The organism is Chryseobacterium sp. MYb7, from assembly GCF_002979455.1.
Lineage (GTDB): Bacteria > Bacteroidota > Bacteroidia > Flavobacteriales > Weeksellaceae > Chryseobacterium.
In genome coordinates this window covers 115186-132087 of sequence record NZ_PCOU01000012.1, presented here as the reverse complement: position 1 = coordinate 132087, position 16902 = coordinate 115186, and the positions used below count along the sequence as shown (strand labels likewise).

Below are 16902 nucleotides of genomic sequence, written 5' to 3'. Positions count from 1 at the left end.
TTACTGAATGTCTTTCGTTTTTCAGTGGGGCAAAGATAGAAACTTACACCACACTACGCAACTTTATTTAACATAAATGTTACATTTTATTCATATTTTACCCTAAAGCCCTGGAACGCAGGGTGAAAAATTTTAAACAAAAAACTCTCATTTAAAGTTTATATAAAGTAAAACCTGCAATATGCTAGAAAAAGCTTGTTTCTAGGGTTTGCTTTCTTTGTATATAACGCTTAAAAATTCGGCATATGACTTTTCAAGGCCAATAATATCTCCTGATTTAAGGTTTAAACCTCCTACTCCTGAGTTATCTGGTTTCACTTTTAAGGATGAAATCTGAAAATAAGCATTATCATCGTTAGCTTTTGGTTGAATTTTCACTGTAGAACCTAAAAGTTTCTTGGTTGAAACGGTATAGATTTCTCCAGGAACGACCTTTAATTTCAAAAATGATCTGGGAGCAACAATATAGTCTTTACGATTGATGCTTATTTTCTGATTTTTTTCAGAGGATGCAAATATGTACATCTCTCCGTGTTGAGCTGGCAATTTTTCTTTAGGTGTATAATATAGTGCGACTTTATAATTAGAAGCGTTAAATGCCTGAGGTGTTCCATCTACATTTTCGAAAGGTTTTAACTGAAATGTATTGGCTCCAATCTCTTTTGCTTTTTTATATACTAAGGAAAAGGTAAGTGCGTCATCTTTTGAAAACCCTTGAACTTCTACTTCACCCAGATAAATGGCATCTGCAGTGGCTTCTTCTTTCTTATACAAGAATTTATCTGTGTTATCGTTTGTTTTTTCAACTTTCTTCAGATAAACATTCTGTGCACTCCACAGCTGGATACACAATACAGAAAAGATGATTGCAATATTCTTCATATATATATTATTGTTGTGAAAGTATATCAACACATTCTTCCAGGCTATTTTCCCAGTGTTTGGGTTCTATTTTATAAGCTTCTTCTATTTTATCCAAAGACATTGTACTTCTTACAGGCCTTTTAGCAGGAGTTGGATACTGTTCTGTTGTTAATGGATTTAGTTTTACTGAGGATTTTGAAAATTCAGCAATTTTTTTGGCAAACTCAAACCAGGTTGTTTCTGGATAGTTTGAGAAGTGAAAAACTCCGTAGGTTTTCTTTGGGGCTTCAATGATGTCCATGATAACTTCTGCAAGATCGTTTGCATTGGTTGGTTGTCCAAACTGATCAGCAACAATTCCCAACTCTTTTTTCTGAGAGAACAGATTCAGCATTGTTTTCACAAAGTTTTTATTAAACTCAGAATACAACCATGAGGTTCTCAGGATAATTGTTTTGGAATTAATTTCAAGTGCCAGTTCTTCTCCTTTTCTTTTTGATTCTCCATATACGCCTATTGGGTTGGTAAAATCATCTTCGGAATACGGAAGATTGGTAGTTCCGTCAAAAACGTAATCTGTAGAAACATGGATCAGAGTAGATTGGTAATCTGCACACGCCTGGGCAAGATGAGCTACTCCATCTGCATTGACTGCAAAAGCTTTTTCTTTTTCAGTTTCTGCCAGATCTACCGCTGTGTATGCTGAAGCATTGATGCAGTAATCAGGTTTGTTATCGTAAAAGAAATCGTTTACCTGGTCTTCGTTGGTAACATCTAAAGTGGATGAGTCTGTAAATAAAAACTCATATTGATGTTCGAAGTCCGGAGCTATTTTTCTAATGCAGTTTCCCAATTGTCCGTTGCTTCCTATTACTGCTATTTTTTTCATTTATTTATTATTAATTTTTAAACTTTGAATGTTGCAAGAATTATTGTTTAAGAGTTCTTGGCATTTTGGCTTCTTAAAAACTTCACTCTCGACTGGAAGTCCTTCTGGATCAAATCTACATAAAACTTGTCAAAAATCCCTTTGATATCTTCAGGGTGAACTTCAGATTTTCTTGTTTTAACATTGAAATAAATAACAGTTACCCAAAGTACAGCATGAATCGTTTTTTCATCTAAGCTTTTCATCAGGATTTCAACTTTTGCCGTTCTATCCTGCACATCGATAGTTTTGCTGCTGATGACTACCTGAGTATTGTATCTTACTTCTTTTATGTAGGCTATCTCGTTTTGTATAGCAATCCAGGTACAGCCGGTTTTCTTGGTATATTCTTCATAAGTAAATCCATAGAATGTTTCTACATGATCTTCTCTGGCGTTGAACATATAGTCAAGATATTTTACATTATTCAAATGTCCTATCGGATCGCAATCACTAAACCTAACTTTTACCGTGGTTGATACTTCTTTTTCCATTCCGCAAAAATAAAAAAACCACCTCTAAAAGAGGTGGTTAGTTTTATAAATCTTTGTTAATTTGCTGAAATTATTGAACTCCTAGTTCTTTCTTCACAGCTGGAGTAGCATCCGGTCCTGCTTTATAAAGGAATGCAGTTGAGTTAGCATCCATAATATAATCATATCCGTTAGCTTTAGCTACTTTTTCTACTGCATCGTTCAGTTTTTTCTCAACTGGTCCAAAAGCTACGTCTTGCTTAGCTTGTAGATCTTTTTGAGCTTTGTCCTGCATTTGCTGGATTTCTTCGGCTAATTTTTTCATTTCAGCTTCTCTTGCTGCGTTTTCGTCAGCAGTTTTTTTCGGAGCTTCTGTTTGATATTGCTGATATTTAGTTTGAGCTGCGTCAGCTTTTTTCTTAATCTCAGCTTGTTTAGTATCTAAGAATGTTTTAAGATCAGCATCTGCTTTCTTTTTCTCCGGCATAGCGTTAAGAACTCCCATTACATCTAAAGTAGCAATTTTTTGAGCTTTTGCCATACCTACAGATACAACCATCATTACTGCTGCAAATAATACACTTAATTTTTTCATAACTGGTAAATAAATAATTTAATTTGTTTTTAGATTTTAAAATATAGCAAAAGTTAATTTTTAAAACTATTTTTTTCCTTTGCTAGTTGTTTTTTCTTTCTTGTCTGTTCCTTTCAATAAGATAGACAATACTTTCTCGGTGTAATCGTATTTTGATTGAAGGAAAATAACACTAATGTTATTGCTTTTATCAAGAACTATGCCCAATCCATTTTTTTCGGACATTGTTTTGATAGCTCCCCAGATCTGATCCTGAAAAGGTAAAACAAGGTTTGTTCTCAGTTTTGTAATTTCACCGTTAGCTCCAAAACGTAAGCTTGTAGTTGTTTTAATATTTTTATCCAGGTCTACAACTTCTTTTTCTCTCAATTTAAGCTGATCACCTATTAATAATACTTTTTCACTTTCAAAAGCAGCTTTTTTTCTTTCATATTCAGACTGAAGATTCTGAAGTTCTGACTCCCAGGTATCAATCTGAGAATTCAGTCTTGCTTCCGCTTCTTTATACTGAGGTAATTTATTTAAAATTTCATTAGTATCCACTACTCCTATTTTCTGGGCATTGCTGAGTCCAAAAAGTAAAAGGAATACGAACGTGAAAGTTATTTTAAAGTGCTTCATATTTTTAATTATAATGTTTGGTTCATCAAGAAGTGGTTTCTCCATCCTGACTTATCACCTGATAATGTTTTATCAAGACCTAGTGCGAAGTCAAATCCGATCAATCCAAATGCTCCCATATAAACTCTTACTCCGATCCCAACTGATCTTTTCAGCTGGAACGGGCTGTAAGAACTCCATGTGTTCCATACGTTACCTCCTTCAGCGAATGTCAATGCATAGATTTTTGCAGTCTGGCTCATTGAGATCGGGTATCTTAATTCTAAAGTAAATCTGTTATAGATTGTACCCCCTCCTTTCTGAGTAATATCTTCTGCCCCTCCTCCTTCTGTAGTAGCATTTTCATACCCTCTTAAAGGAATTAATTCTCTACCGTCATATCTTCCTCCGAAAAGACCTGTACCTCCCATATAGAATCTTTCAAATGGCGGAGCTCCTAACTGGCTGTTATATCCGTCCATAAATCCCATTTCTGCTGAAGATCTTAGAACCAGTTTCCCAATGATTTCGTTATAAACATCTGCTTTAAACTTAATCTTATAGAATTCCATCCATTTGTACTTGTCAATAGCTGACATTGTAGAGTAATCTTTCTTTTTAAACAATGAGTACGGAGGAGTCAGTTTTGCTGAAAGCTCAATATTGGACCCTTGTGTTGGGAAAATCGGGTCAATACCTGCAGAGTTTCTACTCAATCCTAAGTTAACACTAAAGTTATTAGCAGTACCATTATTTTCAGTTGTATTTCCAAACTGGAATGGATAGTTATTGAAGTCATACTTCTGGAACTGTAATCCAGTGTAAAGCGAGAAGTAATCATCCGGCCAGTTTAATAGTCTGTTTAAACCAACTGAAGCGGAGAAGATATTAAGCTTCTGAGCGGCTCCATATTGATCTGTATATCTTACTCTGGAATTATTCAAACTTACAGAAAGGGCTGTTGGTTTGGTACCAAATAACCAAGGTTCTGTAAATGATACTCCATAGTTTTGGAAGTATTGTCCTGCCTGAACCTGAATAGAGAAGGTTTGACCATCTCCCTGAGGTACTGGTTTGAAATCTTTAAACTTCAGGAAATTCTTTAATGAGAAGTTATTAAAAGTTAATCCTAATGTACCGATAAAGCTGTTACCACCGTAACCTGCCTGCAACTGTACCTGAGAAGATCCTTTTTCTACAAGTTTCCAGTTAATATCAACGGTATTATCCTGTTGGTTTGGCTGAATATCCTGTCCAATCTGCTGAGGGTCAAAGAATGACATCCCTGCTAAATCGAAATAGGTTCTTTTAATTTCTGTTTTCTTGAACAACTCTCCCGGTTTTGTTCTTAGGGCTCTGAGAATAACGTGGTCATGGGTTGTAGTGTTCCCCTGCCATGTTACTTTATTCCAGGTAGCCTGCTCTCCTTCATTAATTCTTACTTCAAGGTTTACGTTATCTCCTGATACTGATTTTTCAACGGGTGTAACATTGGAGAAAAGGTAACCGTTATTCATGTAAACAGACTTGATATCTGAATCATCTTCTTTACCTCCGTCTTCTCCAACTTTTTTGTTGAATCCTACTGCATCGTAAATATCTCCTTTCTTATATCCTAATAATCTTTGCAAATATTCTGTAGAGTACACTGTATTACCCGTAAACGTAACGTCTCCGATATAATATTTTTTACCCTCGTTCAGCTTTACATTGATTTCGTAGTTATTTCTTTTGTTTCTCCACACCGAGTCTGAAACGATTTTTGCGTCTCTATACCCAAGGGAATTGTAATAACTGATAAGGCTTTGCTTATCTTCCTGGTATTTATCTTTAATGAATTTTGAGGATTTCAAAATACCACCGATACCAAAACGTTTTTGTTTTGTTTCTTTGAAAGCTTTATTTCTAAGCTTGCTATCGGTTACATTTTGGTTTCCTTCGAATTCAATGTGATCAATTTTGATTCTTTTCCCTTTTTCTACGTTGATTGTCCAGTCTACTAAAGCAGGGTCTCCTGCATTTACTTTATCCTGAATACTGATTTTGGCATCTGCAAAACCTTTTTTAATATAGTCTTTAGGGACATTAGTTTTAAGGCTTGAAACTAAGTTCTGAGTAATCTTAGTTCCCGGCTTAAGGTTATTATCCTTCGCCAGCTTTTCACTTTTAGATTTACCAATACCTTTTCCTGCGAATTTTACTTCTCCAAGTTCTTTCAGATCCTGTAGGTAAAATTTCAGAACGATTGTCTGTCCTTCAATGCTTTGAACATATACTTCCACTTCAGAAAAAGATTGGGTATCCCAAAGTTTTTTTACAGCATTGCTGATTTTCTGTCCCGGAATGTCCACACTTTCACCTTTTGTAAGACCTGTAAATCTTAAGATTTGAGCTGGTGTATATTTTTTTACCCCATCTACAACGATGTCTTTAAGTGTATAAGTTCCTGCCTCATTTTCTGCATGTACAGCATTATTTACTTTTGTGCTGTCTTGTGGAGTTACTTGTCCATAAAAATGTGCAGAAGCAGCAAACATAATGATGGGTAATAGTCTAAACTTCATTTTATCGAGTCTTTCTTTTCTTAAAATTTTATTGGCCTTTTACTTGCTCCCCGGTTAAACCGTATCTTCTTTCCTTATTTTGATAATCAACAATACATTGGAAGAAAATATCTTTGGTAAAATCCGGCCATAGAACATTTAAAAACTGTAATTCTGCATAAGCGATCTGCCAAAGCAGGAAGTTGCTTATCCTAATTTCACCGCTGGTTCTGATCAGTAAATCTACAGGAGGAAAATCTTTTGTGTAAAGATAGTTTTCAAATACACTTTCGTTAATATTCTCTATTTCTACTTTTCCTTCTTTTACATCAGAACTTATATTTTTAACGGCTTCCAGTATTTCATTTTGTGAGCCATAGCTTATCGCCAATACAAGGTTTCCTTTTGTGTTTTCTTTTGTAAGTTCTACCACACGTTCCAACTGATCTTTTACTAAAGAAGGCAGTTTTTCCAGGTTCCCTATGACATGCATTCTTAATCCTTTGCTAAAGATCTCTTCTGCTTCCAGCAGTAAGGTTTCTACTAACAGATTCATAAGGGTATTCACTTCTTCAGTCGGACGGCTCCAATTTTCCGAAGAGAATGTATACAGTGTTAAATAAGGGATATTAATCTCATTACATGCATTAATCGCATTTCTTACTGCATTAATGGCATTTTTGTGACCGAAAGTTCTTTCTTCGCCACGAGATTTTGCCCATCTTCCATTACCATCCATAATGATGGCTACGTGTTTTGGTAAATTCTCAGAATTTATTTTATCTTTAATCAACGACATATTATTCACAATAACATGGAGGTCTTCCGAACGAATATGTAAGGCCTAAACTGAAAGTATTCAACCAGTCATTAGATCTTCCATCTCCAATATTTCTCTTTTTAATAAACTCTGCTTCTCTTTCTTTAGAAACCGCATAATAATTTCCTGTCTGTAATAATGAACCTCCTGTAGAAGGGTCCAAAATATCAGCATTAAAAGAAGTTTTTACATCTTTGGAAAGGATCTTACTGTGATCCAACTGATCCGTCAATGTATATCTGAATGTAGCTTCTGCAAAAATAGCCCATGAGTGGTTGAATTTATACTTCAAACCTACACCAAAAGGAATATGCATCGTTACTTTTTTTCCTAATGAATAATCTGTAGTCGTTACAAAATCCAATTCATTGATTGGAGCTTGTGCTACACCATCTGCATCTCTTCTGAAATCATTCATAAGGGTTGCTTTAGGAGCATCAAACATTAAAGCACCAATACCTCCGAAGATGTAAGGGCTCAGCATGCTGATCTGCTCATTATTTACTGGGAAAAAGTTATATTCAAACATTAAACTCGCTTCATATACGTTATTTTTTCCGTATGAATTTCTATTTCTTCTATAATCTTCTTTCGCCGCTTTATCACTAAACTGAACCTGGTTATATCCTAAATCCAATCTAACAGTCTGATGCGGGTTAAAATTAAATCTGTATAATATACCACCATAAAATGGGATCCCCCAATCTGACACTCTGCTTAAATCCAACGGCTTCTGTAAAATATAATTTGTCCTTCCTACATCTCCCACTAGGTTACTCATACCTAGACGAACTCCCAATTCGTTTCTTTGTGCTTTAACACTTACCACTCCAAGGAAGGCAAGGAAGCTAAACAATAATTTTTTATTCATAAAAGAATATGGATTTATGGTTATTTTAAAATTTAATTTTTGCAAATATAAAACATTTTTATATTAATGATAATCTTAATGTTTAGTTAAAAATAAACAAAAAAACATAATTTGTTATAAAGTAAACGGCAAAGTGGCAAAAATATTCTTTTTTTCATAGAATGAAAATACCTTAAATATGAAAAAACCCCCATTAAATGGAGGTTTAATGCTTTATTTTTTATTAAATAATACCTGCACTTTATTTCTGATCCTGATTAATAAAGGCTCTTTATAATTTTTATCTTCATCAAAATATCCGTAACCATAACCGTAGCCATAACCGTAGCCATAGCCATAACCTTGTTTTGTGTTATAGTCATTATAAACAAGTCCTAAATTACTAATTTCGTTATTATGATACTTTTCCGTAATCATTTTCAGCATGTACTTTTCCGTATATTCATGACGCACAACATAAATATTGGCATCAGAATGCTTCATAAGTTCATATGAATCGGCAACTAATCCTACAGGTGGTGAATCTATAATAATGAAATCATATTTTTCTTTCAATTCTTCTATAAATTTGATATTTCTCTGACTCATTAAAAGTTCAGAAGGATTTGGAGGGATAGGACCTGAAGTAGCAACATCAAGATTCGGGATCTTTGTTTTGTTGATAATCTGATCAATACCCACTTCTCCTGTCAGATAATTTGAAATACCATATTTATTATCAATCTTGAAATCTCCAAAGATTTTTGGTTTTCTAAGGTCCATCCCTAATAAGATTGTTTTTTTATCACTCAATCCTATTACAGACGCCAAGTTAATGGAAACATAAGTTTTTCCTTCACCTCCGATGGAGGATGTAAGGAGGATAACTTTTCCTTTTTCTACTTCATTATCCATCAAAAATCTCATATTGGCTCTTAACCCTCTGAATGCCTCTGATACGGATGATTTTGGCTGCTCTAAAACAGTAAGCATATTTTCATTGCTATTATTCCCAATAACTCCAAGAAGTGGAATTTTCGTAGCACCTAAAAGTTCTTTGATGTTTCTTATTTTACTATCTAGCACTTCACCAATCAGGATAAATAAAAACGGTAATAGCAATAGTCCGGAAATAATCAGCATTTTTGTCAATTTCACGTTGGGACCAATTGGACCTTGTCCCAGATTCTTTGCAGGGTCAATAACTGTTATATCAGACTTATTGGTTGCCACATTCATCTGTGTTTCATTTTGTCTTGATAATAAACTGTTATATGTAGATTCAATCATATTGTATCCTCTTTCTGCATCCAGATATCTTCTTTCTTTTTCAGGAAAACTAGCTAAATCCGAATCCGCACTGGCTATGTCATGATCAATTTTACTGATCTCTTCATAGTATTTTGTATAATAATTCTTTAAGCTATTAGTGGAACCCAATTTTGCTTCGCTAATAAGCCTGTTGATCTCCTTCATGGGTTCAGAGTTGGGCTTATAAATTGAAGCCATCTCCTGTCTTTTAGCATATAAAGCCTTAAGTTCAGCCACTGTAGCTGTAAAGAAACCGTCTTCAAAACCGGCAGCATTTGTGGCAATCATTTTGTCAAAATTCTGCGATTGAATTGTATTTCTGATATTATTCAGTGAACTTAGTTTGCTTATGATATCTGCTTTTTTCGTTTCAAGATCTTTTATTTTGCTTAAAGATCTTTCATCGCTGTCTTTAATATTATAAAGCTTTTCAGATGTTTTTAAATAGTTTAGAACAGCTGCACTGGAATCAAGTTTCTTACGAATATTATCCAGATTCCCCTGTAAATAAGCTTCCGTATTCTTATTAACGATATTTTTATCTTCAAGTCTTTTTTTCTGTAATTCATTTACAGACTTATTCAGGAAGTTTACAGTACTGTTAAGATTAAAACCACTTTTGCTAATGATCATAATGGTACCAATCTCTTTATCAAATTCCACCCCTATGGTAGAAACAATTTCATTTACTGTTTGATTGACAGAGCTTAAATTAACAATAATATTATCCAGAGACATTTTAGCACCTTCAGGATTCTGCACCAGTTTAAATCTCAGGTTTGGAGAGGTATACCATTCATTAACCTTAATAATTTTATTAGCAGGTCTTGCATAATTATTGATATTCTGAAAACCTTCTGCGTCATAACTATACAAGTTGGTAGACTGCCCTTCTTCTGGCAATACCACTTCATAAGTTCCATTTCCTTTTGGTAATAATGTGATTGGATAATTGATCTGCTGAAGATGCTTTTTATCAATTTCAAGAGAAACAGGCGAATCATCTCTGTCCAGATAGGTAGATTTGATTGATCCTTTTGTAGAATAATTAATAAAGAGATTAAGTTCTTTAACCAAAAATTCATTATGCGATCTTGAAAGAAGCATTTTCTTCAGATAAATCCCATCTTGATTTCCTCCTTGTCCCCAGATAAAATTGATAGATTGGGTAGGAGTAAAATAGCTTGAGGTATTATTGGATATACTTAAAGATAAATTTGAAGAATAAATATTCTGAGCATAATATTTACGGTATACCCAAGAAATAGCGTACCCAATAAATAACATCAGAACAAACCAATACCAGTTTCTAAGGATTCTTCTTAAAAAATGCTCTATATCAAACAATGCAAAAGAGCCGTACTTCTCTTTCTGAACATCGTTTTTCTCTGCTTGCGTGTCTTTTCCCGGGATCATGATTAAAGATTTTTTAGAAGTAAATAAATAGACAACGCGGTAGTAATTACCGAAACTCCTGTAGTAAGGGTCTGAATAGGATCTTTTCCGAATCCGTTCAAGCTTTTCGCCCTTGTATTCAGGTAGATTTCATCTCCATTCTGTACATAATAAAAAGGAGAATTCATAAGATCTTCGCGGGTAAGATCTATTTTGGCAATTTTTATTCCTTCAGGAAGTTTTCTGTGAATAACAATTTCTTTTTTGTCAATAGTTCTATTCAATCCCCCATTAATAGCTAGTGCTTCAGTAATGGTAAGTGTATTTTTATGAGCTACTTTTTCTCCTGAAAGTCCTGTAGTTTCTACATCTCCAAGAATATAATAGGTAATACCGTCTGTATTTAAGCGTACTTCAGATTTTCCTTCCTGAAAATTTTCATTTACTTTCTCCTGTAATTCTTTCGTTATTTCATCAATCGTTCTTCCTTCAGCTTTTATATATCCTATTCCGAAAACATTAATATCACCATTAGAATCAACCTTTAACCCGTTAAAATAAAAGTTAACGTTTCCTCCTCTAGTTCCGGAAGTACCACCTCCGCCAGATGCAGCAGAATTTGTTGCACCGCCACTATTCATACCTCCTGAGGTATTATAAGAAGAGTAAAATTGTGCTGCATCTCCTTTGGGAGTTGTCACAATATTTAGATTAAGGATATCATTCTTAGTAATCCTATAAACAGGAATGTTATATGGAACAAGTCCTTCTTCGTTAATAACTAAACTCTCGCTAGGCTGCAAATATCTTACATCCTTGGTGGTGATACATGAGTTAAGTAGAAAAGGGAATATTAAAAATAAATATTTAAAATTCTTCATCATATATAATATATTGTTTACAAAAGTAATATTTAATTGTTAATTTTTTTGTTTTTTAATCTATATAATACATCAGGTAGATAAGCACCTAAAAATCCTAATGAAAGAATCACCAATAATAGTAAATTTACATCAATATGTCTCAAATAATAAGCTGTACCTACAATCATCAGATAATAAAGAATAATATAAAAGGTAGACCTTCTATGGGTAAGATTCAGTTTCAACAACTTATGGTGAATATGATTTTTATCTGCATCAAATGGTGATTTTTTGTTATACAGTCTAATAAAAATTACATTTAAGGTATCTACAATTGGTAAAATAAGGATGGCAACGGCTATCACAGGCGCAGACTGAAGATGATATCGTGGCACACCTGCCAGATTTTTATCAATAAAAATATCGATAAAACAAATGGACGTGAAAGCCAGCAAAAAGCCAAGCAGCATAGATCCGGTATCTCCCATAAATATTTTAAGGGTACGATAGTTTGAAAGATTATAATATAAAAATGCCAGTACAGTTCCGATAATAATAACAGATAATACAACCAATGGATAATTATATTCTCCCAAACGGTAATAGCTTATTCCAAAACAAGCACTGCATATAATAGAATATCCACCTGCCAGCCCGTCTATCCCATCAATCAGATTGAAAGCATTGATCAGAATAATAAAGGTAATGATACTGAACAATACGCTTACAATATAGTTTAATTCATATATTCCGAATATTCCGAATAAACTTCGGATTCTAATGTCTGAGCCAATTACCACAAGCAGTGATACAATAATCTGAGCAACGAGTTTTTTATAAGCCCTCATCACAACAATATCGTCCATTACTCCTACATACAGCAGAATAATTAGTGAGGCAAATAAAAACTTATAGAGATCAAAAAGCTCATATGCAAAAATAGAGGCACAGATTCCGATTGAATAAAAGATGGCGATTCCGCCCAAATTGGGGATCTCTCTGAGATGCGAACTTCTTATTCCAGGCTCATCCATCAGATTCTTTCTTCTTGAAATCTTGACGATGGTAGGTATAGAGAAAAAAGTTATTAAAAAGGAGAATACAAAACCTATTCCTATTTTTACGTAGAAAATAGGTATTCCTGACCCGCTTAAGAACAATTCAAAATTTTTCATTCTTTTTCTTATTCAGCACTTGTATCTCCCAATAAAAAATAATGCAAAATTACAAAGAATTTCATCATCATCTTCTATTGATCGAAACAATAGTACTTTACATTTGTGTTTACTAAATCAATTTTCTTATCAATCTTTTCTGACCTGCAAAAAATAACAGATAAAAAATTTTTTTCTTCAACGGCAAAGATAAAATATAATTCTTACCAAAACGACAATACTTCAATATATCTTGAATTTTTATTTGTCTTTCCTTCATAAACAGAACTAATTGATCAGACATATGATAGAATGATTCTTCTTTTTTAACAAATGCCAGATAGGCAAGAAATGAATAAATTCCTTCAAAAATCTGAAAGTTTTTCAATTCTTCTTTTTTATGGGAATATTGGGATTTACCGAAAATATTTTCTACATCAGCCACAGCTTTCAGCATGTCTAACCCCTTTTCTGTATGGGTTTTTGTAATAGAATCGGAACGTTCAAGATACTGATAATGGAAATTTTGAGTCTGGGCTATCACCTCACATTCCAGCAAAAGTTGTGGAATAAGCTGGATATCTTCAAAGTGAACTCCTTTCTTAAATCTTCTCTGATGAAAAAGTTCTTTTTTGAACAGTTTATTGCATGCAAAATAGCTGATATCCGAAAAAATAGAAAAATGTCTATCAAGCTCAATTTTCTCATCCATATTCGGAAGCTGAGTCAATTTTTGGACAATTCTGCCTTTTTCATCTACTTTCTGAATATTACAGATAACCATTTTTGCCTGATGCTTTTCTGCTAAATGGAACATTTCTTCAAACATGGTTTCGGTAACGTAATCGTCACTATCTACAAAACCAATATAATGGCCGGTTGCTTTGTCAATTCCAAAATTTCGGGCGTCACTTAAACCTCCATTTTCTTTGGTAAAAGCTTTTACTTTTTCAGGATATTTTTGGGCAAATTCTTGAATTATTTTTTCAGAATTATCTTTGCTTCCATCATTTACTACAATAATCTCAATATCTGAAAGACTCTGCTGTACCAGTGAGTCAAGGCATTTCGTCAGATAATTTTCGACATTATAAACGGGAACAATAATGGATACTTTTGAGGGAACATTTGTCATACATTAAATTTTCGTCAGTCTTGCATTCAGCCAGCCTTTTTTGGCTTCATCAAAATCCTTTCTGGAGCAGGGAATGCAGTTTTCTATATTTTCATCATCACCAAAATACCACAAATTACTGAAAGTATCACGCTTGAATGCATATTGTCTTTCATCTATCAAAACATAGAACAGTTCATAATGCCTTTCTTTAGGATGAGAATGCTGAATATTAATACCTTCTATCAGATACCACAGCATTTGAGCTAAAAGCTGGTGGTTCAATTGGTTTTCCGAATAAATATTATAATTAAAAATCCCAACAGACTTCAGATTTTCACTTAATCCTATTTCTTTCATATAGGCACAGATTTCTCTTCTGTTTAATCCATTAACTTGTGGATTCATGGAAAAAGGCTCACTGAAACTCTCCACAGCATCACAATTTACAGTAACCAGCTCTGCTTTTCTGAAGAAAGGTTCTGTTTTTTCTGTAGAATTCATCATTTCAGCAAGGCGGATGATATCAAATTCCACTTCTTTGATCAGCCTTACGGAGTCCATTTCATTCAAATGTTTCTGATATCCTAAGTGATGATAATTTTTAATGGAAAAATTCTTGGCTCCGAAAATTTTACTTAAAAAAGTATGTTCATTGATAGACTCCCCCTGTTGAAGGGAAATAATGTTACTGATCTGAGTATAATTAATATTTTTCTGATGAAAATGCAAGGCAGAAAATAATGAAAAAGCAAAGTCATTGGATCCTCCGATAATCACCGGAATGGCTCTTTTGTAATGGCATGCCGACAAGACTTCCTGCAAAATATAATGAGTATCCTGAACAGACTTTCCAGAGACCAGATCTCCAAGATCCACAACAGGAATTTCAAAGTCCATTTGCGAAAGCTTATAAAACTCATTCCTTACTGCTGTAAAATCCTGCACTTCTGCATCTCCGCCCGCACCTCTGTAATCTGATACAAACAAAAGAACAATACTGTCTTCTTTAATATCTTTTGTAATCCGATTTCCTATCTGCCAGCTTTCTGTTTTGAAATTTCTTGGTGAAATGATAAAGTCTTCGAAATCCATATTTTAATTTGAAATGTAATAAATGATTAATTGCTTGATATAACAAACATACAAAAAACATGGGAACTGAGTAGAATGTGGTATATTTTGTTCATAAAAAAGCCGTCAAAAAATTATTGGCGGCTGGTATTTTTAAAGAACTCAATTCTTTTCCTGTTAATTTCTGAAATACTGAAAATCCCTACTTTTTTGCTTCCGCTTTATTCTTCCAATATTCTGCAAGGTTTTTCAGTTCCTGATTTCTATCCTGAAGATCTTTGATACGGGCTTCATATTGTTCTACTAGTTTTTCAGAGACATAATAATTTACTGTCTCAACAGCATTATTTACATTTGAATTATCATATGTATTATTAAAATTGTGATTACTTTCTTTGTCATTTAGAAGATTATAAATATCTGTTTCATAAAATTCTGAAATTTTCAAAAGATTATCTATGCCTGGTTTTGTCTGATCACTTTCCCATTTTCCATATGCTGTTTGCGAAACATCAAGCTCTACCGCTACCTGCATCTGAGAGAGATTTCTATTGGTTCTCAATTCCCGAAGTTTAGTTCCTAAAGACATATTCTAATAATTTTCAGCTAATTTACTATTTTTTGTTATCTAAATTTAAAACTTTTGTTTTGGATTTTAAAACATTGGTTGTTGTACAGAATCAAAATTTTAAATAACATTGCAAAAATTATCACGCCAGCGTGACAAGAAATATTATATTTAACTACTTAAAAAAACAAAATCATGATGAAAAAAGTATTTTCGTGGTTGTTACTCATAACAACCCTGAGTCTTACTCTGTACTCCTGCAGAAATGATTATTTCCCCGACCAGCAGGAAGCTTCTACTATCAGTAATGCTTTCCGGTATACCTATAAAAGAATTTCTTTAGAGGAAAGTAAACACAAAATAAACCTTGTTCCTGAATTGCAAAAGATCAATGAGAAATTTAAAACTCTGGAAACCTTTAATTTAGGAAAATCTGTAAAATACAGTAACGGAGTTTCTGTGAATACAGATGATGTGATCTATATAGAGCGCGGAACAAATGTACACAGCTATACTTTTCATATAACTAGAGAAAATACCTCCCCAGATGCTCCGTTGGAAAATCTTGTTCTGAGTTCACAGCCAGACGGCACTTATAAAGAGCTTTTAATTACCTATCATTTTACACCGCAGGAAAAAGAAGTTCTGGCAAATGGAGGTTCTATTGACACAAAGGGTAAACTAAGCGTAGAAGAATTAAATCCAGGAACATACAGTGGAGGTATACTTAATAAATCTGACATTTCCTGCGAATGGATTGAAGAATCTTATTATACTGCCTGCAGCGAAGGTCAGCATTTTAATGGTGAACTTCCAAAAACGCAAGGAGGTCCCTGTAAAGCAGATCAACCTTCAACGAAAGTGACCGTAGTAATCCACCGATGTAAAGCTCTCCCAGCTTCTACAGCATTGGGAGATGATGGAACTGGCGGCGGTGGTGGACCTTTTGGAGGGTCAGGAGGAAACAACAATGGCACTCCTACAATTCCTAATCTACCACTTGATAGTAAAGATCCTTGTAAAAAAGCAAAAATACCCACAAATAATGTTAATAATATCTTGCATACATCAACAATATCTTCAGAGTTAAATGCATTAAAACAATATGCAGCAAATGATCATTATGAATATGGAACAGCAATTATAAGTACAGGTACAACTATTATAGCACAAGATCCATACTCTAACAATGATCCTAATGATCCCGGCCACTTTTCAATAAACGTTCCCTCCATAGGAGATTATCTCGCTTCTGCACATTCACACCCTAGCCACGGTGCCCCGCCTCCTTCTGTAAGAGATTTATACAATACCCTTCAAAGCAGTCAACAATACCTTACATTTCAGTCAGCATTTGTATTCAGCAGCAATGGAACAATATATGCATTTGTAATTACAGATAGAGATAAAGCAATAGAGTTTTTGGCTACATATCCATTCTTAGACAATACAAAAGACGAAGGAAGAATGTTTAACACAAACAATGTATTAGGAATAGATTTTAATGAGGTGTATAATAATTATATGACTGGAAGATTACCAGCATATTCAGGGAATAGCCAAACGGATGGTTTAGAATCTGGGTATGCCTATGTTCTTGAAAAATATAATAGTGGTATTAGTTTAGCTAAGACAGATGGAAACGGAAACTTAAAAGCACTTTCTTCCACTCCTTTTGAACATATAATTTCGTCGTCTGGCGGAAAAAAAATAATAGGCTATAAAGCACAACCTTGTCCTTAATTTTAAT

At 33.9% G+C, this 16902-nt stretch carries 15 protein-coding genes; 1 reads left to right on the top strand and 14 read right to left on the bottom strand.

From position 1 onward, the window contains the following. Positions 1-201 precede the first annotated feature (201 nt). The 14 genes from CQ046_RS11820 to CQ046_RS11755 all read right to left on the bottom strand — a co-directional run bounded on the left by CQ046_RS11820 (position 202) and on the right by CQ046_RS11755 (position 15173). The gene (locus CQ046_RS11820; RefSeq protein ID WP_105702434.1) at positions 202-882 is read right to left on the bottom strand and encodes a hypothetical protein; all 681 of its coding nucleotides are present in this window, start codon (positions 880-882) and stop codon (positions 202-204) included. A gap of 7 nt (positions 883-889) precedes the next feature. Further along, positions 890-1753, bottom strand: coding sequence for a dTDP-4-dehydrorhamnose reductase (gene rfbD / locus CQ046_RS11815; protein WP_105702433.1), 864 nt, complete (start codon positions 1751-1753; stop codon positions 890-892). A 47-nt stretch (positions 1754-1800) separates the two neighbouring features. Continuing rightward, complete coding sequence (locus CQ046_RS11810; protein ID WP_105702432.1) at positions 1801-2286, bottom strand: acyl-CoA thioesterase; 486 nt, start codon at positions 2284-2286, stop codon at positions 1801-1803. Between the two features lie 70 nt (positions 2287-2356). Beyond that, entirely contained in the window at positions 2357-2860 is a 504-nt protein-coding gene (locus tag CQ046_RS11805) for an OmpH family outer membrane protein (RefSeq protein ID WP_105702431.1), read from the bottom strand. Between the two features lie 66 nt (positions 2861-2926). Then, complete coding sequence (locus CQ046_RS11800) at positions 2927-3481, bottom strand: OmpH family outer membrane protein (protein ID WP_105702442.1); 555 nt, start codon at positions 3479-3481, stop codon at positions 2927-2929. An 8-nt stretch (positions 3482-3489) separates the two neighbouring features. Next, positions 3490-6024: an outer membrane protein assembly factor BamA gene (gene bamA, locus CQ046_RS11795; RefSeq protein WP_105702430.1), complete on the bottom strand. Its 2535-nt coding sequence runs from the start codon at positions 6022-6024 to the stop codon at positions 3490-3492. A 28-nt stretch (positions 6025-6052) separates the two neighbouring features. After that, the gene (locus CQ046_RS11790) at positions 6053-6802 is read right to left on the bottom strand and encodes an isoprenyl transferase (protein WP_105702429.1); all 750 of its coding nucleotides are present in this window, start codon (positions 6800-6802) and stop codon (positions 6053-6055) included. A gap of 1 nt (position 6803) precedes the next feature. Beyond that, a complete protein-coding gene (locus CQ046_RS11785; protein ID WP_105702428.1) occupies positions 6804-7694 on the bottom strand; it encodes a DUF6089 family protein in 891 nt (296 codons plus the stop codon). 213 nt (positions 7695-7907) lie between these two features. Then, complete coding sequence (locus tag CQ046_RS11780; protein WP_105702427.1) at positions 7908-10400, bottom strand: exopolysaccharide transport family protein; 2493 nt, start codon at positions 10398-10400, stop codon at positions 7908-7910. A 2-nt stretch (positions 10401-10402) separates the two neighbouring features. Continuing rightward, a complete protein-coding gene (locus tag CQ046_RS11775; RefSeq protein ID WP_105702426.1) occupies positions 10403-11263 on the bottom strand; it encodes a polysaccharide biosynthesis/export family protein in 861 nt (286 codons plus the stop codon). A gap of 29 nt (positions 11264-11292) precedes the next feature. Further along, complete coding sequence (locus CQ046_RS11770) at positions 11293-12417, bottom strand: glycosyltransferase family 4 protein (protein WP_105702425.1); 1125 nt, start codon at positions 12415-12417, stop codon at positions 11293-11295. 112 nt (positions 12418-12529) lie between these two features. After that, positions 12530-13531, bottom strand: a complete 1002-nt coding sequence (locus tag CQ046_RS11765; RefSeq protein WP_105702424.1) for a glycosyltransferase family 2 protein — start codon at positions 13529-13531, stop codon at positions 12530-12532. A 3-nt stretch (positions 13532-13534) separates the two neighbouring features. After that, entirely contained in the window at positions 13535-14605 is a 1071-nt protein-coding gene (locus CQ046_RS11760; protein ID WP_105702423.1) for a formimidoylglutamase, read from the bottom strand. Between the two features lie 181 nt (positions 14606-14786). Then, on the bottom strand, positions 14787-15173 hold the full coding sequence (locus CQ046_RS11755; protein WP_105702422.1) for a helix-turn-helix domain-containing protein: 387 nt from the start codon (positions 15171-15173) through the stop codon (positions 14787-14789). A 174-nt stretch (positions 15174-15347) separates the two neighbouring features. Here CQ046_RS11755 and CQ046_RS11750 point away from each other — a divergent pair, with 174 nt between their 5' ends. Beyond that, a complete protein-coding gene (locus CQ046_RS11750; protein ID WP_105702421.1) occupies positions 15348-16895 on the top strand; it encodes a hypothetical protein in 1548 nt (515 codons plus the stop codon). The last annotated feature ends 7 nt before the right edge of the window (positions 16896-16902 follow it).